18 protein-coding genes, 1 tRNA gene, 1 pseudogene and 1 riboswitch are annotated in these 20,688 nt (G+C 68.9%); of the genes and pseudogenes, 7 read left to right on the top strand and 13 right to left on the bottom strand.

What is annotated here, in order from left to right; genetic code table 11:
- Positions 1 to 45: 45 nt before the first annotated feature.
- Positions 46 to 3,000: an AfsR/SARP family transcriptional regulator gene (locus NWFMUON74_RS36495; RefSeq protein WP_187686309.1), complete on the bottom strand. Its 2,955-nt coding sequence runs from the start codon at positions 2,998 to 3,000 to the stop codon at positions 46 to 48.
- 78 nt (positions 3,001 to 3,078) lie between these two features.
- A complete protein-coding gene (locus NWFMUON74_RS01990) occupies positions 3,079 to 3,900 on the bottom strand; it encodes a crotonase/enoyl-CoA hydratase family protein (RefSeq protein WP_187686308.1) in 822 nt (273 codons plus the stop codon).
- 144 nt (positions 3,901 to 4,044) lie between these two features.
- Here NWFMUON74_RS01990 and NWFMUON74_RS01985 point away from each other — a divergent pair, with 144 nt between their 5' ends.
- From NWFMUON74_RS01985 to NWFMUON74_RS01975, 3 genes are all read left to right on the top strand, one after another.
- Positions 4,045 to 4,365, top strand: a complete 321-nt coding sequence (locus tag NWFMUON74_RS01985; RefSeq protein WP_187686307.1) for a 2-oxo-4-hydroxy-4-carboxy-5-ureidoimidazoline decarboxylase — start codon at positions 4,045 to 4,047, stop codon at positions 4,363 to 4,365.
- A 97-nt stretch (positions 4,366 to 4,462) separates the two neighbouring features.
- Entirely contained in the window at positions 4,463 to 5,002 is a 540-nt protein-coding gene (locus tag NWFMUON74_RS01980; protein WP_187686306.1) for a flavin reductase family protein, read from the top strand.
- Between the two features lie 86 nt (positions 5,003 to 5,088).
- A riboswitch (SAM riboswitch) is annotated at positions 5,089 to 5,202 on the top strand.
- A 27-nt stretch (positions 5,203 to 5,229) separates the two neighbouring features.
- Positions 5,230 to 6,570, top strand: a complete 1,341-nt coding sequence (locus NWFMUON74_RS01975; protein WP_425343081.1) for an aminotransferase class V-fold PLP-dependent enzyme — start codon at positions 5,230 to 5,232, stop codon at positions 6,568 to 6,570.
- Positions 6,571 to 6,627: 57 nt separating this feature from the next.
- Here NWFMUON74_RS01975 and NWFMUON74_RS01970 read toward each other — a convergent pair whose 3' ends face one another.
- The 3 genes from NWFMUON74_RS01970 to NWFMUON74_RS01960 form a co-directional block, all read right to left on the bottom strand.
- Positions 6,628 to 6,816, bottom strand: a complete 189-nt coding sequence (locus NWFMUON74_RS01970; RefSeq protein ID WP_187686305.1) for a hypothetical protein — start codon at positions 6,814 to 6,816, stop codon at positions 6,628 to 6,630.
- Positions 6,817 to 6,871: 55 nt separating this feature from the next.
- On the bottom strand, positions 6,872 to 7,312 hold the full coding sequence (locus NWFMUON74_RS01965; protein WP_232110796.1) for a DUF2752 domain-containing protein: 441 nt from the start codon (positions 7,310 to 7,312) through the stop codon (positions 6,872 to 6,874).
- Positions 7,313 to 7,379: 67 nt separating this feature from the next.
- Positions 7,380 to 8,003 carry a TetR/AcrR family transcriptional regulator gene (locus NWFMUON74_RS01960; RefSeq protein ID WP_187686303.1) on the bottom strand — a complete coding sequence of 208 codons (624 nt, stop codon included), beginning with the start codon at positions 8,001 to 8,003 and terminating at the stop codon, positions 7,380 to 7,382.
- Positions 8,004 to 8,174: 171 nt separating this feature from the next.
- On the opposite strand from NWFMUON74_RS01960, the gene NWFMUON74_RS01955 reads away from it, so the two are divergent.
- The 3 genes from NWFMUON74_RS01955 (at position 8,175) to NWFMUON74_RS01945 (ending at position 11,085) form a co-directional block, all read left to right on the top strand.
- The gene (locus NWFMUON74_RS01955) at positions 8,175 to 8,963 is read left to right on the top strand and encodes an SDR family oxidoreductase (protein WP_187686302.1); all 789 of its coding nucleotides are present in this window, start codon (positions 8,175 to 8,177) and stop codon (positions 8,961 to 8,963) included.
- Positions 8,964 to 8,973: 10 nt separating this feature from the next.
- Positions 8,974 to 10,041, top strand: a complete 1,068-nt coding sequence (locus tag NWFMUON74_RS01950) for an NAD(P)H-dependent amine dehydrogenase family protein (protein ID WP_187686301.1) — start codon at positions 8,974 to 8,976, stop codon at positions 10,039 to 10,041.
- A 142-nt stretch (positions 10,042 to 10,183) separates the two neighbouring features.
- Positions 10,184 to 11,085 (top strand): IS5 family transposase gene (locus NWFMUON74_RS01945; protein WP_232110795.1). Its coding sequence is split into 2 segments (ribosomal slippage): positions 10,184 to 10,616 and positions 10,616 to 11,085, totalling 903 coding nucleotides; the frame shifts between segments, so codons are not numbered across the junction.
- A 41-nt stretch (positions 11,086 to 11,126) separates the two neighbouring features.
- On the opposite strand, the gene NWFMUON74_RS01940 is transcribed toward NWFMUON74_RS01945, so the two are convergent.
- A complete protein-coding gene (locus tag NWFMUON74_RS01940) occupies positions 11,127 to 11,351 on the bottom strand; it encodes a hypothetical protein (protein ID WP_187686300.1) in 225 nt (74 codons plus the stop codon).
- Between the two features lie 75 nt (positions 11,352 to 11,426).
- On the bottom strand, positions 11,427 to 11,726 hold the full coding sequence (locus NWFMUON74_RS01935) for a putative quinol monooxygenase (RefSeq protein ID WP_187686299.1): 300 nt from the start codon (positions 11,724 to 11,726) through the stop codon (positions 11,427 to 11,429).
- A gap of 59 nt (positions 11,727 to 11,785) precedes the next feature.
- Between NWFMUON74_RS01935 and NWFMUON74_RS01930 the strand changes: the two are divergent.
- Positions 11,786 to 12,649 (top strand): annotated as a pseudogene (locus NWFMUON74_RS01930) (helix-turn-helix domain-containing protein); the annotation flags it as partial.
- A gap of 163 nt (positions 12,650 to 12,812) precedes the next feature.
- On the opposite strand, the gene NWFMUON74_RS01925 reads toward NWFMUON74_RS01930, so the two are convergent.
- From NWFMUON74_RS01925 to topA, 6 genes are all read right to left on the bottom strand, one after another.
- Positions 12,813 to 12,888: transfer RNA gene (locus NWFMUON74_RS01925), tRNA-Thr, on the bottom strand.
- 90 nt (positions 12,889 to 12,978) lie between these two features.
- Positions 12,979 to 14,043: a terpene synthase family protein gene (locus tag NWFMUON74_RS01920; protein ID WP_187686298.1), complete on the bottom strand. Its 1,065-nt coding sequence runs from the start codon at positions 14,041 to 14,043 to the stop codon at positions 12,979 to 12,981.
- On the bottom strand, positions 14,040 to 15,413 hold the full coding sequence (locus tag NWFMUON74_RS01915; protein WP_187686297.1) for a cytochrome P450: 1,374 nt from the start codon (positions 15,411 to 15,413) through the stop codon (positions 14,040 to 14,042). Before NWFMUON74_RS01915 ends, NWFMUON74_RS01920 begins: the two co-directional genes overlap by 4 nt.
- Before the next feature lie 302 nt (positions 15,414 to 15,715).
- Entirely contained in the window at positions 15,716 to 16,927 is a 1,212-nt protein-coding gene (locus NWFMUON74_RS01910) for a DNA polymerase III subunit delta' (protein ID WP_187688860.1), read from the bottom strand.
- A gap of 75 nt (positions 16,928 to 17,002) precedes the next feature.
- The gene (locus NWFMUON74_RS01905; RefSeq protein ID WP_187686296.1) at positions 17,003 to 17,527 is read right to left on the bottom strand and encodes a mycothiol transferase; all 525 of its coding nucleotides are present in this window, start codon (positions 17,525 to 17,527) and stop codon (positions 17,003 to 17,005) included.
- A gap of 101 nt (positions 17,528 to 17,628) precedes the next feature.
- The gene (gene topA / locus NWFMUON74_RS01900) at positions 17,629 to 20,496 is read right to left on the bottom strand and encodes a type I DNA topoisomerase (protein ID WP_187688859.1); all 2,868 of its coding nucleotides are present in this window, start codon (positions 20,494 to 20,496) and stop codon (positions 17,629 to 17,631) included.
- Positions 20,497 to 20,688: the final 192 nt, after the last annotated feature.

The raw sequence follows: 20,688 nt of genomic DNA, 5'->3' as shown, positions 1-20,688 counted from the left end.
GCGGTGGATGAGGCGGAAATGATCAGAAAATGACGTGTCTCGCACTCAACCGGCAACCCGCTCGGCGTGGACCGCGTCCAATTGCTCCCGCAGCACGGCCAGCACCGGCCTCGCCAATTCCGCGGCGATACGCTCGTGTACCAGGTCGGCCTCCTCCAGCTGTACCACGATCTCCGCCGTCGCGCGCAGTACCTGCCGGGCCTGCGTCGTGCGGCCCAGCCCCTGCAGCACCAGCCCGTGCATCAGCATGACGCGCCCGCGGTGCAGCGGTCCGGCGGCGCGCGTGATGGTCTCCACCGCCTCGGCCGCGATCGGCTCGGCCCGAATCAGTTCTCCCGCAAGCATGTACACGTGCGCCAAGCGCGCCAGCGCGAGCCCCACCCGCAACCACATACCGCTGCGGCGCGCGGATTCTACTGCGCGCGTGCACAATTCGATCGCGCGCTCGTACTCGCCGCGGTAAGCGAGCGCGGCCCCCAGCTCGTGCAGCGCCATCGCCTCCAGGGCGTTGTTGCCGATCCGATGCGCCAGATCCAGCCCGTGTTCGGCGCGGGCGACGGATTCCTCGAATCGCCCGTCGTCCGACAGCGTCTTGGCGGCCTGGATCAGGCAGGCGCATTCGATGGTCGGGTCACCGAGCCGCCGGGCCAGCCGGATGGCCCGTTCGGCGTGCGCGAGCGAGGCGGCGACCTCCACGCCGACCCGGGTGGACCCGGCCAGCATCTGCGCCGCGAAGGCGGTCAGCCGGGCGTTGCCCGCGGAATCGCTGCCCAGCGACAACGCGATGCGCTGATGGTCGCGCCCGGTGCGCATCCGCGCCAGGGCATAGGTGAGCACCGAACCCAGCGCCACCCGCACCCGGCACTCCAGGTCGCGGTCCCCGGCGCGCAGCGCCGCCGCGAGCAGTTCCTCCAGCGCCCGCGCCAGTTCCTGCGCATGCGGGCCGCCATCGATCAATTCGGCCATGGCCCAGGCCAAGTCGGCACACAATGCCAGCGCCCGGTCCGCCGCTCTACGCTCGCCCGCCACGCCCAGGCGGGCGGCCTGGCGGAACAACGCGATGAGGTTGCGGCGCTCGGTATTCAGCCAGCATTGCGCGTCGGAGCCGTCGGAGAACGACAAGCCTTGGGCCACAGTCGGTTCGAGGTACTCCGGCAGCCGCGTGCCCGGATCGCACACCGCCACTACGTTTTTCATGGTCGCCAGGTAGAAGTCCAGCAGCCGCGGCAGCGCTTGCGCCTCGTCGGCCGGGCCGAGTTCGCGGGCGAACAACCGCAGCAGGTCGTGGTGGGTGTAGCGGCCGGCGGCGGTGGCGTCGAGCAGGCTCAGATCCACCAGCGACTCGCACAGGTACTCGGCCTCGTCGCGGTCGAGCCCCAGCATGGCCGCGGCCCCGGGCAGCGGCAGATCCTCCACCTCGGGCGCGGCGAGCATCCGAAAGGCCTTGGCCTGCTGGGGATCCAGCTGGTCGTAGCCGAGCCGGAAGACCGGTTCGACCGCGAGGTCGCCGGTACGGAGCAGCCCCAGCCGCCGCCGGGAATCGGCCAGCCGGTCGGCGATCGCGGCGATCGTCCAGCGCGGTCGGCTCGCCAGGCGCGCCCCGATGATCCGCACCGCCAGCGGCAGCCGCCCGCAGGCGCGCACCACCGCCTCGGCGGCCTCCGGTTCGGCGTCGACCCGCTCGGCCCCGACGATGCGGGCCAGCAGGGTGGCGGCCTCCGCCGCGGTCATCTCGGCCAGTCGCACGCCGACCGCGCCGGGCAGTTCGGGCAGCGCGGACCGGCTGGTGATCAGCACCGCCGAGCCCGGGGTCCCCGGGATCAGCGGCGTCACCTGTTCGGCGTCCCGGGCGTTGTCGAGCACCACCAGTACCCGCTTGCCGTCCAGCCGGCTGCGGAACTGGGCGGCACGCTGCTGCGCCGACGCCGCGATCTCGCCCTCCGGCACACCGAGCGCGCGCAGGAAGTCACCGAGGGTGTCCGCCGCGGAGCCGCGGCACTCGAATCCGTGCAGATCGACATGCAGCTGCCCGTCCGGAAAATGTGCTCGGACCAGGTGCGCGACGTGCACGGCCAGCGTGCTCTTGCCGACCCCGCCCATACCCGCGATCGCGCACACCGGCACCGCCCCGCCGGGCACGGTGAGGCGCTCGACCAGGCGACGCACGCAGTCGGCGCGACCGGTGAAATCGGCGATATCGGCGGGCAACTGCGCCACCCGGACCGGCTCGGCGACGGGCGCCGGGCGCGTCGGCGCGGGTTCCGCGCGCAGAATGCGCTGCTGCAGATCGACCAGCCGGGGACCGGGTTCCAGCCCCAGCGATTCGACGAGGGTGTGCCGCGTATCGGTGAACACCGCGAGCGCCTCGGCCCGCCGCCCGGCGTGGTAGAACGCCGTCATCAACAGCTCACGAGTCTTCTCCCGCAACGGATGTTCCGCGGCCAGCGGCTGCAATTCGGCGATCGCCTCGGCGTGGCGGCCCAGGCGCAGGTCGGCCTCGAGGCGGCGTTCCAGCAGGCTCAACCGGCGTTCGGTCAGCTGGGCGCGGCGGCGTTCGGCGTGCGGGCCGGGCAGGCCCGCCAACGGCGTACCGGCCCACAGGCTCAGCGCGGTCTGCAGGCGCTCGTGGGCCACGGCGGCGTCGGAGGTGCGCTCGGCCTCGGTCGCGTACTGCTCGGCCAGGTCCACGTCGACCGCGGCGGGCGGCAGCCGCAGCGCGTACCCGCCCGCGAATCCGACCAGCACCGCGGGCGGCGTGCCCGCGGCCCGATCGGGTTCGAGGACCTTGCGCAGGTGCAGGATGTGATTGCGCAGCGCGCCGACCGCGCTCGCGGTGGCGCGCTCACCCCAGACATCGGCGACCAGATCCGCCACCGTGGCCGAGCGACCGCGTCGCAGCAACAGGGCCGCGAGCACGGCTCGGCGCTGCTTGGGGCCGAGATCCAGCGGGTTCTCGCCGCGCCAAGCTCGTACCTCACCCAGCACGGCGAACTTCAGCATCGGTCCTGTCCACAACACACGAACGTTGTGCAGAGACGGTAGACGATGATGCTGAACAGTCGTACAGGAAGCCTGTGGTTACCGGCCCTCGAATTCCGGCGGCCGCTTCTCGAACACCGCCTGAACGGCCTCGGTGAGATCCTCCGACGGCAGGAAGGCCGCGTTCCACGCCGAGACGTAGCGCAGCCCGTCGGCGATCCGCCCCGCCTTGGGCTGATCGAGCACGTCCTTGATCCCCTGCACCACCAGCGGCGGGTTGGCGGCGATCTCGCGGGCCATGGCGTGCGCGGCGTCGAGCACCGCGGCCTGGTCGGCGTGCACGTCGTTGACCAGGCCGATGCGCTCGGCGCGGGCGGCGTCGATGTCCTTGCCGGTGTAGGCGAGTTCGCGCAGGTGGCCCTCGCCGATGATGCCGGGCAGCCGGTGCAGCGAGCCGACGTCGGCCACGATGGCGACCTTGGCCTCGCGCAGGCTGAAGGTGGCCTCGGCGCTGGCCAGCCGGATATCGGCGGCGGCGATCAAATCGAGGCCGCCGCCGACACACCAGCCGGAGACCGCGGCGATCACCGGCTTGCGGCAATCGGCCACGGCGGTCACCGCGGCCTGCAGCCGCCGGACATCGTGCAGGAAGGCGGTGCGCGGCGCGGCCAGGGCCCGGTCGGCCAGCAGCGCGCCGAACAGCGGGCTCATCGCCTGCAGATCGAGGCCGTAGGAGAAATTCCGGCCCGAGCCGGTGAGCACGATCGCCCGCACCTCCGGATCGGCGTCGAGTTCACCGAAGACCAGCGGCAGTTCCCGCCAGAAGTCCGGGCCCATCGTGTTGCCCTTACCCGGGCCGATCAACGTCACCTGTGCGACGCGATCCTCGCGCTCGACTGTGAAAGCCTTCCATTCAGTCATTTGTCCAGCGTAGCGGCCCGTCCTCGGGCGGTCCGCACCGTGTAAATCCTGTGCAACATTCACAGCGAACGACTGCCGACGGCGGCGTGGCGGTGCGACGATCGCTACCTCAGGATTCGCCGCCTCGGTTTCCCGGAGGCCACCATGGTGATGCACAAGGGCATCGGCCTGGAACGTTTCAATTCGCTCCCCCGCACTCGCGCGATACACGCGCTCTACTCCTGCTGTTGCTCCGTGACGTGGGCGGAGAAGGTGGCCGACGGCCGCCCCTACCCCGACCGAGCGGCGCTGCTGAAGGCCGCGGAGGTCGAGTTGCCCGCACTGTCCGAGGCGGATCGGGACCGCCTCTTCGACTCCTTCGTCCGGCAGGAGTTCACGGAGCGGACCACGGAGCTACTGACCCGCCTCACCCGCGAGCGCATCAACCGGTTACTCGGCCCCTCCGACGGCTATCCGGAGTACTGAACGGGCCGCGGCCGGAATAGCCGCCGCGCGGGCAACGTAGGTTGGGACTGTACGAACCCAGCGAGACCGCGCCCGCGAGCGGCGCCGAGGCGGTGACATGAGTTCCTCCGATGCCGAACTCGAGGTACCCGACGACCTGAGCGGAATCACCGCGTCCCAGTACCGGTCCGCGATGCGGCACTACCCCGCCGGCGTCACCATCGTCACCCTGGACTCGGCGACCCGGCCGGTGGGCTTCACCGCCACCTCTTTCGCGTCACTGTCGCTGGACCCGCCGCTGATCTCGTTCAACATCGCGCACACCTCGTCGAGCATCGACGCCATGCTGGCCGCCGACTCGGTGGTCGTGCACTTCCTGGGCGAGCATCAGCGGCATCTGGCGCAGCGGTTCTCCCGAACCGCCGAGGAACGCTTCGCCGACCACTCCCTGTGGACCCGCCTGGACACCGGCGAACCGGTCCTGCACGGCACCCCCATCTGGGTGAGAGCCGTTGTGCGCCAACTCATCCCCATCGGCGACCACACCCTGGTGATCGGCCTGGCCACCCGCGTCCACGACAATACCGGCGACCAGCCGATAGCCGCCCCCCTGCTCTACTACAACGGCAGCTACCACCGCCCGATGGGTTTGGACTGAATCGGACCGCCCGCCCCCCGGCACGGACTGCCCGTGCGTTCGCCGAGGCTTGACAAGAGGGCCGGGCGTCTGCGAATCTCGGGCCAGGTCATGAGTGCCAGCGTCAAGCCCCGGCTTGCTGGCCGGCAACCCTCCTCCGCGGTGGGGTGCTCCGGGTGACGACCGGGCCGCTGCCCGACCGGGCACGGCAAGCGCGGACTCCGATCACCCGTTTTCCCCGGAGTCCCATGACCCGAAGGGTTGACGTGATGACCTCCGCTCTCGACCGCACCCGCGCCGCCGTTGCTCGCGTCTCCGGATGCGATCTGCGAGTTCCCTTGGTGCAGGGCGGAACTCGCCGCTACGCCAATTTCGACTACGCCGCCAGCGCGCCCGCGCTGGCCCAGGTCACCGACCGGGTGAACGAGTTGCTGCCCTACTACGCCAGCGTGCACCGCGGCGCGGGCTACGCCTCCCGGATCTCGACCGACTGCTACGAGGCCGCCCGCGGCTCGGTCGCACGCTTCCTGAACTGCGCCGACGACCAGGTGGTCGTATTCACCCGCAACACCACCGACGCGTTGAACCTGCTGGCGTCGTGCGTGCCGGGCGACACCGTGGTCCTCGACATCGAGCATCACGCCAACTTCCTGCCGTGGACCCGGCACGGCCGCCGAGTGGTCCCGGCCGCGGACACGATCGAGGAGACGATCCGCCGCCTCGTCGCCGAACTGTGCACCAAACCCGCTGCGCTGCTTGCGGTTACCGGCGCGTCGAACGTAACCGGCGAGCTACTGCCGCTGGACCGCCTGGCTACCATCGCGCATCAATGCGGCGCCCGCATTCTGGTCGACGCGGCCCAGCTGGCGCCGCATCGCCGAATCGACCTGCGCGCCAGCGGGATCGACTATCTGGCCTGCTCCGGCCACAAGCTCTACGCACCGTTCGGCGCGGGCGTGCTGGTGGGCCGCCGAGACTGGTTCGACGCCGCCGAACCGTATCTCGCGGGCGGCGGCGCGGTACGCGAGGTGACCGTCACGACCGCGCACTGGGCGCAGGCCCCGCAGCGGCACGAGGGCGGCTCACCGAACGTCCTGGGCGCGGCCGCGCTGGCCGCCGCCTGCGACACCCTGGCCGAGCTGGACGACGATGTGGTCGGCGAGCACGAGCGGCATCTCACCGAGCGGCTGCGCGCCGGCCTGGAAACCGTTGCGGGAGTGCGCTTGCTGCGCATCTGGTCGGACAGCACCGATGGCGTCGGCATCGTCGCGTTCACCGTGGACGGCTACGAGCCGGGCCATGTCGCCGCCTACCTGTCGGCCGAACACGGCATCGGGGTGCGCGACGGGCGGTTCTGCGCGCATCCGCTGCTGGCCCGTCTGGGCGTGGACGGTGCGCTGCGCGCCAGCATCGGGCTGGGCACCTGCGCCGAAGACGTGGACCGGCTGGTCGATGCGGTCACCGCGCTGGTGCACGAGGGTTCGGCCTGGGCCTACAGCCGTGGCGAAGGTCAGTGGAATCCGGTGCCGGAGACTCGGGAGCGCCTCGTTCCGGGAACGGTCGCGGGCGCGGCGCCCTGCACCGCCTGAGTCGGGCTCGCACGGCGGCCGCGCGAAACCCGCGGTCGGCGGGCATCTCGCGCGTGGTCAGGGCGTGAGATAGCGCTCGGCGAGTTCCTCGAGCATGGGGTCGTCGTCGCCGATCGCGTCGAGCAGTTCGAGGTCGTTCTCGACGGAGAGCTGACGGGTGTCGTCCTGTTCGGGGTCCGGTGCGCCGTCCTCGTTCAGCTGCCGCAGGATCTTCTCGCGTATCCGTGTTCTCAGTGAATCAGCCATACCCTGAGCATGCCCAGTCGGCGGCGCTTCCCACAGGGACCGCGCCGCGATCTGTTCACACGGGCGCCAGCCAGGTGCCCCACGGGGTGTTGCGGAACACGGTGAACACTGTGAACAACGCGAGAATCACCACCAGTTGGGTGCGGCCGATCGAGAACGGGAACGGCCGCCCGGGTTGCCCGCGCCAGTTCCGCAGCGCCCAATGTCCCCACCACACCACGAATCCCACCAGCAGCGGCACCAACAGCACATTGCTGTGCACAGCATCGAGAATCCGGCCGTCGGTGAGGTTGTGCACAGCCCGCAACCCGCCGCAGCCCGGACACCACCAACCGGTCAGCGCGTAGAACGGGCAGATGCTGTAGGACCCCGGCACGTGCGGGTCCCGGAAATGCAGCAGCGCGCCCACGGCCGCCGCCCCGCCCGCCACGAGGGCGGGTTGCCCGAGTCCCCGCCATCGCGGGCGAGTCTCGGCCTGCACGTGCGCGATATCCACAGTCGTCCACGGTAGCCGCCGTGAACTGCCTGCCGCCAGGTCAGTCGGGCGGGCGGTGGGCGACCGCTCACCGTACGGGCGCGCCCTCCACAACGGGTGCGGTGAGTGTGCCCGCGAGCATGTCCACGAGTTCTCCCCAGGCCGATTCGTCATCGGCGGCCACGCGGCCCGATTCGACGGCGCGTTCATGGTCGGCGAGCAGGGCGAACAGCACGGTCGGCAGCGCACGCAACCGCCGGATGCGCAGCCGTGGCGGGAGTTCGGGCAGCTTGCGCTGCAGGCCGCGCATGATCACCCGCACCGAGGTGCGCGCGGCGGTGTCGAGGTTGGCCGCGTCCGTCACGGCCGGATGTGTCCGGATTTGTTCCAGGAATCGGGCGTAGTGGCCGATTCCGTGGTGCGCGCCCAGTTCGAACATGGGGATGACCAGCGCCTCCAGCAGAGCATGCACCGACTCGGCCGAACCCGCTTGCTCGGCAAGCAATTCCAGGCGGCGCACCTCGAGCGTCGCCAGCCGGTGTTCGACGATCGCGGCGATGAGGCCGTCGCGGGAGCCGAAGTGGTACTGGATCGCGGAATTGTTGCGCTGCCCCGCCGCCGCGGCGATATCGCGCAGCGGCACGGTCGGACCGCGCTCGGCGATCAATCGCTCCGCCGCCAGGATGAGCCGCTCCCGGGCCGTTGTCTCCACAGCTGAACGATAGCGCCCTACCAGCATGTTGAGAAGTACATCTTGACAATTAAGCACCATTGCTTAAAGTCTGCGTGTGACGGTGCTCACGGTGATGATCGCCTTCCGGGCACCGCTTCCGATAGATACAGGACCACCCGCGCGGCGGTCCGGAGGAGGAATCACCTCGCGATGATCCTGGACAATTTCCGTCTCGACGGCCGCGTCGCCGTCATCACCGGTGCGGGCCGCGGCATCGGCGCCGCCACCGCGCTGGCACTCGCCGAGGCCGGGGCCGACGTCGCCATCGCCGCCCGCACCGCCACCCAGCTGGACGAGGTGGCGGACAAGATCCGCGCGCTCGGCCGCCGCGTCGTCACCGTGCCCTGCGACCTATCCGACCTGTCGGCCGTCACCGCGTTCGCCGACACCGCCGCCGGCGAGTTGGGCCGCCTCGACATCGTCGTCAACAATGTCGGCGGCACCATGCCGAACACCTTCCTCACCACCACACCGGAATTCCTGGAGGACGCCTTCCGGTTCAACGTGTCCACCGCGCACGCCCTCACCCAGGCGGCGGTGCCGCACATGCTGTCCGGCGACGGCGGCTCGGTCGTCAACATCACCTCGATGATGGGCCGCTCCCCCGGCCGCGGCTTCCTCGCCTACGGCACCGCCAAGGCCGCGCTGGCGCACTGGACCCGTTTGGCCGCAACCGATCTCGCGCCGCGCATCCGGGTGAACGCGATCGCGGTCGGCTCGGTACTGACCTCCGCGCTGGATGTCGTTGCCCAGCAGCCGGAGATCAAGCAGCGTATGGAGGCGGCCACGCCGCTGCATCGCCTCGGCGAACCGTGGGAGATCGCCGCCGCCATCGTCTACCTGAGTTCGCGCGCCGGCGGCTATGTCACCGGAAAGGTTCTCGAGGTCGACGGCGGCATCGAAAGCCCGAATCTCGAACTGGGACTTCCGGATCTGTGAGGAGCGCACGATGACCTATCGCGTAGTGCAGTGGAGCACCGGCAATGTCGGCCGGTGGTCGCTGCGATCCGTAATCGCCCGGCCCGAACTGGAACTCGTCGGAGTCTGGGTCTCCAGCGCGGCGAAGGCGGGCAAGGACGCCGCCGAACTGGCCGGGCTCGACGAGCCGACCGGCATCCTCGCCACCACCGACGCCGAGGCGCTGCTCGACCTGAAACCCGACTGCATCGTGCACACCGCCATGGCCGACGACCGCCTCATGGAAGCCGTCGAAGACCTGAAGACGTTCCTCCGGGCAGGCATCAACGTGGTGTCCAGCAGCCCGGTGTTCCTCCAATTCCCTTACGGCACAATGCCCGCCGAGGCCATCGATCCGATCGTCGCGGCCGCCGAGGAGGGCGGCGCCTCGCTGTGGGTCAACGGCATCGACCCCGGCTGGGCCAACGACTGGCTGCCGCTGCTGGTCACCAGCGGCAGCGAACGCATCGACCAGGTCGTCTGCTCGGAACTGATGGACTACTCCACCTACGACAACCCGAAGGTGTTGTTCGACATCATGGGCTTCGGCAGCGCCCTCGACGACCTGCCGCTACTCCTGCAACCCGGCGTACTCACCCTCGCCTGGGGCAGCGTCGTCCGCCAATTGGCCGCCGCGCTCGACGTCGAATTGGACGAGGTGACACAGCATTTCGAACGCCTGCCCACGCCGGACCCGATCGAGGTCGCCGGTCGCACCGTCGAAGCCGGAACCGCCGCCGCTCTCCGCTTCCAGGTGAACGGAATGCGCTCGGGCCGTGCGGTTTTCGTCCTCGAACACATCACCCGCCTGCACCCCGGCCTGGCCCCCGAATGGCCCCAACCCACCGGAAAGGGTTGCTACCGAGTAGAAGTCAAGGGCGAGCCCGACTACCAACTCGACCTCCAACTCTACAGCGGCGGCGACCACGCCCGAGCCGGCCTGGTAGGCACCGCCGCCCGCCTGGTCAGCTGCGTCCCCGCCGTCATCGAGGCCCGACCCGGCCTCCTGACCGCCGTAGACCTCCCCCTGACCACAGGCCGGGGTATGGTCCACGCCTAGGGCTTGTATCGAAGTAGGTGCTGGCTGGCACCGCTGCGCGGTGCCAGCCAGTGGCGGAAGGCGTTGCCTGCGTTGGCATATAGGTGAGGTCTCCGGTATTCGGGTTAGCGACCAAACAAACCTGAATAGTGCCGGAGACCTCGTGGCCACAGTAGCGGTGACGGGGCGAGCGGATCTGACCGATGCCCAGTGGGCACGGCTGGAGCCGTTGTTGCCTCGCGGGAAGAAGGCTGGACGTCCGCCGACGTGGACGAGACGGCAGATCATCGACGGGATCCGGTGGCGCACGCGAGTGGGGGCGCCGTGGCGGGACGTTCCGGTCGAGTACGGTTCGTGGCCTGCGGTGTACGGATTGTTCCGGCGTTGGCAACGGGCCGGAGTGTGGGTATTGATCCTGAAGTTGCTACAGGCATTCGCCGACGCGGCCGGGCAGATCGTGTGGCAGGTGAGTGTGGACTCCACGATCGCCAGGGCTCATCAGCACGCGGCTGGAGCACGCCGAGACGGTGATCGGCAGGCAGAGCCGCCCGGCGGAATCGCAAGCGAGCCGACCGATCACGGACTGGGCCGGTCCAGGGCGGCTGGACGACCAAGCTGCATCTGGCCTGCGAGCGAGGCTGCCGACTGCTGTCGGTGCTGATCACGCCCGGTCAAGCTGGAGACAACCCGCAGATGGTGGCGGTGCTGGACGCGATCGCCGTGCCCAAACCCGGCGGTGGCCGACCCCGGATACGACCGGATCGGGTACTGGCCGACAAGGCCTATTCCAGTCGCAGCAACCGGGAATGGTTGCGGCACCGCGGCATCGCAGTCACTATTCCCGTTCCGGCCGACCAAGCCGCGCACCGCCGCAACCGCGGCCGCACCGGCGGCCGTCCACCCGCGTTCGACCCCGTGATCTACCGCGACCGCAACGCGGTCGAACGGGGCATCAACCAGCTCAAACAACACCGTGCCGTCGCCACGAGATACGACAAGCTCGCTGTCCGCTACCTGGCCACCGTCCACATCGCCGCCATCAACCAATGGCTACGACACCAGTGAGGGCGGGCCAACCGGCCCCCCTCACCACTTCGATACAAGCCCTAGTCGTCCATGTCGACCACGAACGTCACAAGCCAAGACCCCGGCCCCGAATGCACCGGCTCGTGCCGAACCGTATGCGAAACAATCCGCCCACCCCCCAACGCCGCCAACAACTCCGGTTCCCGCGCACCCAACCCGTCGGGCGTCAACTCGAAATACAAGGCCTGCCCCACCATGGGCTGCACCTTCCCCGACACCCGCCACATGACAAACCGTTGCGCCATGCGGGGACGGTACGCTCTCGGCGCCCTACTTCGAAACCACACACGGTCGACGGATGCTCGGCCTGTGCGCGTGAATCAGCCGGGGACGTCGGTCAGGCGGCGCAGGCTGAACGGTTCGGCCAGAATCTCGTTCAGCGCGGCGGCCACCTGCTTGAAGTGCGGCAGGCTGAAGTGATGGTCCAACGCTTCGGCGTCGGTCCACTCCTCCACGATGATCATGCGATCCGCGCGGGTGGGGTCGGTGTACGGGTGGTAGCCCAAGCAGCCCTCCTCCGCCAGCGAGGGGGCGATCATCGCGGTCAACTCCGCACGCAGCCGCTGCTCCTGTCCCGGCTTGGCGACGAAACCGGCGATGATGACCAGGGTGTTCGACATGGGTATCTCCCTCATGGTTCCGGTGGGTGGTGGTCGTGTCCGCTGAGCGCACGTTGTCCATGGTGTCGGCGTGCGGCGGTCTCACCCAGTGCTCCGGTCGACCGGGGTCGGCCCTGCCTGGGTCCGGCAGGACCAGGCAAGCGGACCAGGCGTCATGGACACTGGTGAACATGGATCGTGCCCGGGAACTCAGCGAGTTCCTCAAGACCCGCCGTGCCCGCCTGCAACCTGGTGACGCCGGTGCCGCCGACTTCGGTGGCCGACGCCGAGTGCCCGGACTGCGCCGCGAGGAACTGGCCCTGCTGGCCGGGGTCAGCGTCGACTACTACACACGTCTCGAACAGGGCCGGGCCCGGAACGTCTCCCCGGATGTGCTGGACGCTGTGGCTCGTGCCCTACAGCTCGACGCCGACGAGCGCATTTATCTGCACAACCTCGCCAAACCTGCAGCGTCCCGCAAACGCCCGAGCCGACCCCAGCGGGTCGGGCCCGAACTGCGGCAAGCCCTCGAGGCCCTCGCCGCGGTCCCCGCCTACATCATCGGGCGGCGCCTGGACATCCTCGCCTGGAACGACCTCGCCCGACAGCTCATCGCCGACTTCCCCGCACTGCCCGCCGCAGAACGCAACATGGCTCGGCTGGTGTTCCTGGACGAAGCGTCGCGCGACCTCTACCCCGACTGGCAGACCAAGGCCCGCGACACCGTCGCCAATCTGCGCTACGACGCGGGCCGCCATCCCGACGACCCGCAACTGGCAAGTCTCGTCGGCGAACTCTCCCTGGCCAGCAGCGACTTCCGGCGCCTGTGGGCAGACCACAACGTCCACGCCAAAACCCGCGGCCGCAAACGGTTCCGCCACCCGCGAATCGGGGAGCTCGCCCTCGACTACGTCGCCATGCGCGCACCCGACGACCCGGACATGACCATGATGATCTACAGCGCCCCCACCGGATCCGACACCGCCACCGCCCTACAACTCCTGGCAGCCCTGACCCCTGCGGGCCGATCAGTTGGGAATTCGTTGGCACATCAACCGGCCGGGACCCAACGGCTGGAGCCCCGAAACCAGAGCCTACCTGGGAAGATGGAGCCGCCTGGGGGAATCGAACCCCCGACCTTTTCATTACGAGTGAAGCGCTCTACCGACTGAGCTAAGGCGGCGTGCCTTGTGGCCCCGCGAGTCTATCTAATCGGGGGCGGATTGCGAAAACCGGTGGTCGGAGGTGGGGGAAGTGCCGGGGTCGCCGCGTCTCATACCTGCCACCACCAGTCGATGGACGCTATTCCGGGTGGGTCGGCCGAATCGTCGGCCGGGGAGGGCGAGATCGCGAAATAGTCCGAGACGGTGGCACCGTCCACCGTGTAGCGCGGCACGGTCAGCGCCCAGTCGATATTTCCGCGGATCACGTGTGCGAGGTCTCGGACGTAGTGCCGGGTGTCCGTGCTGAACGTCTGTGTCGTCGCACTGACCGCGAGGAAACGGCACATGATGCGGTCACGCAACGCGATCGCGTCGCTGATCGCCCGATCGTGACCGCAGCGGCGCTGAGACTCGATGACGTCGATGATATTCGGCGCGCCCGGCTCCTCGTCGGCTACGGTTTTCGCGTAGGAGTGCAGATCGTTGTCCAGTGCCGCGATGAGCCTGGCCATTTCCGACAGCGCGCGAATCCGGGGATGACTGTGCTCCGCGTCGGGTACCTCGTAGCCGCCGACCAACTCGGTTGTCGCAGTGACGACTTCGCCCGCCGCGTTGTCGAGACGTATCGCGAGGTAGCGGTCGAGGTCCAGGCTCCCGGGCGCGCCGATCTGCGCCGCCACTCCCCACAGCCACGAGCGGTGGGCTGCCGTCCAACGCCGATACTGGGCAGGTGTGACCTCGGCCGCGAATCGGCCCGAAATGTCGGCGATGGCCGCGGTCAACGGATCGTCATCGAAGGGCGGGGAGTCGGGCATGTCCAACAGTCGGAGAAGCTGGTGCGCATAGGTGACGAAAGCGGTCAGATCGGTGGCCAGGGCACCTTGGTCGGCTCGGTCGTCGAACGCGAATCCCCAATAATCCCAGTCGGACGCGATCTGCAATCTTTCGGCGAGCCCGTTCGGCGCGACGCGTGCGGCGAACTCCGCCGATCGTGTGCCGTGCAATCTGCGCTCATGGGCGATGTTCCCGAAGTACTCGTAGCCGGCGAGCCAGTCCATCGACCGCGCTTCGAAAGTCGCGGCGTCCGGATGCACTGCCGGGGCTATCGGGCAGAAGACGGCGATCGGTGGTAGCCGACCGGACCGGTGCTGCCGTGACGCACGGAAATCGGTCACGTGGTCACCTCCTCCGCGCTTCCCGGTACCACGGTGCGTGCGGTCACCTCGAGGCGAAACCGGTTCGGGCGCAGTGCCATAGCTACCCTGGGTCGCACCGGCTGCTCCGAGCACGGGGCAAGATGCCATCGCCGCACGATCGTTCCGAGCGCGAGCATCGCCTCGGTCAGCGCGAACTCCTCGGCCGCGCAGCGGCGCGGCCCCGTCCCGAACGGTAAGTACGCATCGGGGCTCGCGGCCGAGGTCTCCCAGCGGCCGGGGTCGAAGCGCCAGGGATCGCTGTATTCGCCGTCGAGGTGATGGAGCAGGTACGGACTGTAGATCACCGAAGTTCCTCGCGACAGGGGGTATCCGCCCAGTCGCACGTCGGCCGTGACCACCCGGGTGAAAAGCCAACCGGGCGGGTACAACCGCAGCGACTCGGTCAGGACCCTCCGCATCGATGTCAACCGGCCGATATGTTCGTGACGCGCGAGCCCATCCGGTATGACGCGATCCACCTCGGCCTCGACCGCGGCCAAGACGCTGGGATGTGCCGAGAGCAGGTGCAACGTCCACGACAGCGCGCTGGCGGTCGTTTCCACACCGGCGATGAAGAAGGCCATCAACTGGTCGTAGACGTCGACGCTGTCCCTATCGAGCGTCGAATCGTGTGCCGTGAGCAGAGCCGACAAGAGGTCGTCCGGATCGGTGCCGTGCACGCGACGCCGGCCGACGACGCGTGCGACCAGTCGACGGAGGCTGCTGGTGGCATTCCGGTAGCGGATATTGGCGCGAGTCGGCAGCCATTCGAGCCACGACGGCGTCAGCAGCCGCGAGTACAGGCCGTCGACAATGGCGGTCACGTCATCGAGCGCCTGCCGCAACTCGGCGGGTGTCAGGCTCTCGGAGAACATCGTCCGGAGGAAGCTGCGCGTGGTGAGTCGCAGCATCTCGGTGACGACGTCGATGGTTCGCGATTCGTTCCAGCCGTCCACCACCGCGTCGATCTCGGTAGCTATCGCTGCCGCGTACCCCGGCAGCCGAGCCCGGTGCAGAGCGGGCTGTATACGGCGCCGTTGTTGCCGGTGGCCCGCGTGCCCGGTAGTGATCACATTGTCGCCCACTATGCGGCGCGCCACGTCGAACAGCGGTCCGCCTTTGTCGAAGGTCCGATCGTCGCGTAGCAGTTGACGAGTCAGTGCCGGCTCACACACCACGATCGCGTCGAAGGGCCCCAGCCGGATCCGGACCAGACCGCTACCCAGCGACGGCAACGAGGCGAGGAACTCCCACGGCTCTCGCCACAACAACAGGCTGTGACCGACGAACGGAAGTGCGCCGGGCGCTGTCGGAATCGCGGATGCTCTCCGCGAGCGCGCAAAACCCATCGGCCGATCTCCTGCCCGCCGCGCACGCGACGTAAGGTGCTGCGGAGACTGCGCCGGACCGGACAGCTACTCGGAACCGTGGTCATGGGTATGTTCCGCTGGTAGCGATGCATGATACATCAGTAGACTGCGTAAATTCGCTCATCGGTAGCGGTCGAGATTTCGCAGACCGATTCGCTTGCCGCGCAAAGGTTTCGGCCACGTCCAGCGCAAGGCCCCACCGTCCGAACCGAGGCCGCGCATCATTCGATAGGTGCCGGTCCACCGGCGTTCGGACGAGACGCGGGTGGGTCTGTGGTGAATCAGGCGGTGCGGGCGGCTATCAACCCGGCGACCATGGCGGCTACCGCGAAGCGGGGCTTGACGTTCTGGTCCAGGGCGGTGCGGCAGGCCAGGACGGACTCGATGGAGCGGAGCAGACCCTCGGGGCGGACCTCGGTGGCCAGGTCGCGGATCTGGTCGGGGAGGTCCGGGTGGGTGAGGGTGACGCCCGAGGTGGCGGCCGGTCGCGCCGCGCCGAAGCGGACCGCGAGGGCGTCGCGGTAGAGCCCCGCCACGTCGATCAAAGCGCGGTCGAGGGAATCGCGGCTGGTGCGGGTGGCTCGGGATTTCTGGCGGCGTTCCAGGTCTTTCAGGGCACCGGCCGAGCCGCGGGTCGCGGAGGCGGTGCCTTTTCCGGTGCCACCCGCGCCGAGGGCGGTCGCGAGTTCTTCCTTCTCGCGCTCGTCGCGGCCGGCGCTCATCTGTTTGGCCTCTTCTTCGGCCGATTTCACCAACTCGTCGGCGGCGGCGTAGGCGGCGCCCGGGCGGGCGGTGGCGGCGACCAGAGCCAGCGCGCGCTGGCGGCGGGCCTGCGCCTCGGGGTCGGTGGCCAGGCGGCGAGCCCGGCCGACGTGACCGCCGCTGATCGAGGCGGCCCAGAACGCCTTGTCGGGATCCAGGCCGTCGCGCTCCCGCAGCACCTGGGCCACGGCCTCGGTGGACGGCGTGACGAGATGCACATGGCGACAACGGGATCGCAGCGTGACCGAGATGTCCTCCGGATCGTCGGAGGGAGCGCACAGCAGGAAGACCGTCCGCGCGGGCGGCTCCTCGACCACCTTCAGCAGGACGTTGCCCGCCGCCTCGGTCAACCGGTCGGCATCCTCGACCAGCACCACCTGCCAGTGACCGGTGCTGGGACGGCGCGACGCCACCTGCACGATCTCACGCATCTCCTTGGTGCCGATGCTGAGGCCCTCGGGCACGACGCGGCGCACATCGCCGTGCGTACCCGCCATGGTGGTGGTGCAGGCGTGGCAGTGGCCGCAACCGGGCGCCTCCGGATCGGTGCATTGCAGCGCCGCGGCGAAGCACAGCGCGGCGACCGAGCGGCCCGACCCGGGCGGCCCGGTGAACAACCACGAATGCGTCATGGCCGACGACGCGACACCGCTGCGCGCGGCCACCGCGGCAGCGGTCAGCTCGGATTCGACCGCGTCCTGGCCGACGAGCCGATCGAAGACACCCACCACGCCGTACACCCTAGCGGCCACCACCGACAGTTTCGGCGAGCCCACCGCCACACGGCCTCCGTGCGCGAAGCGTCCTCAGGACGCACGCTGATACGTCGTATTCGCCCCGTCCAGCGCCTCGCGAATGATGTCGGCGTGACCGCTGTGATGCGCGATCTCCCGGAGAATGTGCAGAAACGTGAAACGCACTGTCTGCCAAACCCGTTCGGGCGCCCACGGCGCGGTCGGAACGGGAATCGAGGCGTCGAGGTCGTCCACCGTCCGGATCAGATGGGCGGTGTTCTCCGCGACCGCGTCCCACTCCTTCAGCAAGCCCTCGACCGTCTCCTCCGCGGCCAGCTGATACTCCGAATCGAATTGCGACACATCGATTTCCGCGTTCGGGTCGCGTTCCACGATCACCGTCGTCCAGTGCTGTTCGACGTGCACGAGATGGTGCAGCAGCCCGCCCAGCGTCAGCTCGCTCACCGTGGTGCGCTGCCGCGCCTGATCGGTTTCCAAGTCGCGCAACGTGATTCGGAACAGTTCGCGCTGATTCGCCAGCATCTCGATCAGGGTTTCGCGTTCCTGGTCGGCTCGCTGGGTCGATGGTGCGGTCATCGGATGTCCTTCCGCCGGCGTGCCCGAATGGCTGCCCAGGCTACGGCACAATAAGAGCGCGATTCGGACATAGGCCGATTTCCGCTAGTGAACAGCTGGTGTCAGGCCTTGGTCGAACCGGTCTTCGTCGCGGCCTTGGTCGGCGTCTTCTTGGCGGTGGACTTCTCGGTCGTTTTCTTCGCGGCCGTCTTCTTCGCCGTCGTGGTCTTCTTGGCAGTCGTGGTCTTCTTGGCCGTGGTCTTCTTCGCCACGGCCTTCTTGGTCGTCTTCTTGGCCGTCTTCTTCACCGGACCCCTGGCCCGGCGGTCGGCGAGCAGCTCCGAGGCGCGCGCGTCGGTGATCGACTCGACCTCGTCGCCCTTGCGCAGGCTGGCGTTGGTCTCACCGTCGGTGACGTAGGGCCCGAAGCGGCCGTCCTTGATGACCATCGGCTTGCCGCTGGCGGAGTCGGTGCCGAGTTCGCGCAGCGGCGCTGCGCTGGCAGCCTGCCGACCGCGTCGCTTGGGCTCGGCGTAGATCTTCAGCGCCTCCTCCAGCGTCACCGAGAAGATCTGGTCCTCGCTGGTGAGCGACCGAGAGTCGGTGCCCTTCTTCAGGTATGGACCGTAGCGGCCGTTCTGCGCGGTGATCTCCTCACCGGACGCGGGGTCGGTGCCCACCACGCGCGGCAGCGACAACAGCAGCAGCGCGTCGTCGAGGGTGATGGTGGCCGGGTCCATCGACTTGAACAGCGAACCCGTGCGCGGCTTGGGACCGGCCGCCTTCTTCGACCCCTTCTTGGCGGTCGAATCCTCTTCAGGCTCAGGCAGAATCTCGGTCACGTACGGACCGAAGCGGCCCTCCTTGGCCACGATCCGGTGCCCGGTCTCGGGATCGACGCCGAGGGTGCGGCCCTCCTGCGGGGTCGAGAACAGCTTCTCGGCGACCTCCGGCGTGAGCTCGTCCGGCGGCAGATCGTCGGGGAGGTTGGCGCGCTGCGAGACCGGATCACCGTCCGGGTCGTCGGGATTGGCGACCATGCGCTCGAGATACGGGCCGAAGCGACCGACCCGGACGACGACGTCGCGGCCCTCGTCATCGGAGAACAGCTTGATCGAGTTGACCTCGCGCGCATCGATGTCGTCGAGCTGCTGACCGACCATCTTCTTCAGTCCGCCCGAACGCGCGACCGACCCCTCGACACCGTTCTCGCCGCCGAAGTAGAAGCTGGACAACCAATTTCCGCGCTGCTCGCGCCCACCGGCGATGGCATCGAGATCGTCCTCCATCGCGGCGGTGAAGTCGAAGTCGACCAGCCGGCCGAAGTACGCCTCGAGCAGGCCGACCACCGCGAACGCCACCCACGACGGCACCAGCGCATTGCCGCGCTTGTACACGTAACCGCGATCGAGGATGGTCTTGATGATCGACGCGTAGGTCGACGGGCGGCCGATGCCCAGCTCTTCCAATGCCTTGATCAGCGACGCCTCGTTGTAGCGCGGCGGCGGATTCGTGGTGTGCCCGTCCGGAATCAGCTCGGTGGCGGAGACGGCCTGGCCCTCGGTCAGCGCCGGGAGCCGGGACTCCGCGTCGTCGGATTGGCTGCCCGAATCCTCGTCCACGCTCTCGACGTAGGCCTTGAGGAAGCCGGCGAAGGTGATGGTGCGGCCCGAGGCGGAGAACACGCACTCCTCGCCCGTTCCGGCGTGGCCGGTGATCCGGACGGTCAGCGTGGTGCCGCGGGCGTCTGCCATCTGCGAGGCGACGGTGCGCTGCCAGATCAGTTCGTAGAGCCGGAACTCGTCGGTGTCGAGCCGCGACGACAGCTGGCCGGGGGTGGCGAAGGTATCACCCGCGGGGCGGATCGCCTCGTGCGCCTCCTGCGCGTTCTTGACCTTGCGGTTGTACTGCCGCGGCGTCGGGTGCACGAACTGCGCGCCGTACAACTGCGTGGCCTGCGCGCGGGCGGCCGCGATCGCCGACTCCGACAGTGTCGTGGAGTCGGTACGCATGTAGGTGATGTAGCCGTTCTCGTACAGCCGCTGCGCCACCCGCATGGTGCGCTCGGAGCCGAAGCGCAGCTTGCGCGCGGCCTCCTGCTGCAGCGTGGAGGTCATGAACGGGGCGTACGGGCGCCGTGTGTACGGCTTCGACTCGACCGAGCTGACCTGGAAGTCGGCCCCGTCGAGCGCCTCGGCCAACCGCCGCGCGTAGCTCTCGTCGAGGACGGTGACACCGCTGACCTTGAGCTGACCGTCCGCGCCGAAGTCCCGGCCGCCGGCGACGCGCGATCCGTCGACCGTGACCAGCCGGGCGCCGAACGTGCGCGGGTTGGCGGCATCGCCCTCTCCGGTGCCCGCGTCGAATTTAGCGGCGATATCCCAATATTCGGCCGATCGGAAGGCCATGCGCTCGCGCTCGCGCTGCACGATGATCCGCGTCGCGACCGACTGCACGCGGCCCGCCGACAACCGCGGCATGACCTTCTTCCAGAGCACCGGACTCACTTCGTAGCCGTACAGCCGGTCCAGGATGCGGCGGGTCTCCTGCGCGTCGACCAGATCGTTGTCCAGGTCTCGGGTGTCGGCCGCGGCCGCGCGGATGGCGGGCTCGGTGATCTCGTGGAAGACCATGCGCCGGACCGGCACCTTGGGCTTCAGTGTCTCCAGCAGGTGCCAGGCGATGGCCTCCCCCTCGCGGTCGGGGTCGGTGGCGAGATAGAGCTCGTCGGCGTCGGCCAGCAGGCTCTTCAGCTCGGAGACCTTGGCCTTCTTGTCCGGGCTGACCACGTAGATGGGCTCGAAGTCGTTGTCGACGTCGACGCCCAGGCGGGCCCAGGACTGTCCTTTGTACTTGGCGGGCACGTCCGCCGCACCGCGCGGCAGGTCCCGGATGTGGCCGACGGAAGCCTCCACGGTGTAACCGCGGCCGAGGTAGGGGGCGATCTTTCGAGCCTTGGTCGGCGACTCGACGATGACGAGACGACGCAGGGGACGGCCCTGGTCGGGCGCTGCCTGGGGCTTCGGCGATGCACCGCGGTCTCGTGTTGCCACCGGCGAACACACCTTTCCTGTCGACCCGCGCGGGCGCGGATGGCGCAGCGCGCGGCTGGGGCATGCGGCGGAGACAGATGTCCCCCGCCAGTCACGTTTATACCGTGTCGTAGCGCCACACTTCTGCTG

This window comes from Nocardia wallacei, from assembly GCF_014466955.1.
Taxonomy (GTDB): domain Bacteria; phylum Actinomycetota; class Actinomycetes; order Mycobacteriales; family Mycobacteriaceae; genus Nocardia; species Nocardia wallacei.
The sequence above is the reverse complement of the archived record's forward strand: the minus strand, read 5'-3'. Positions and strand labels throughout refer to the sequence as shown.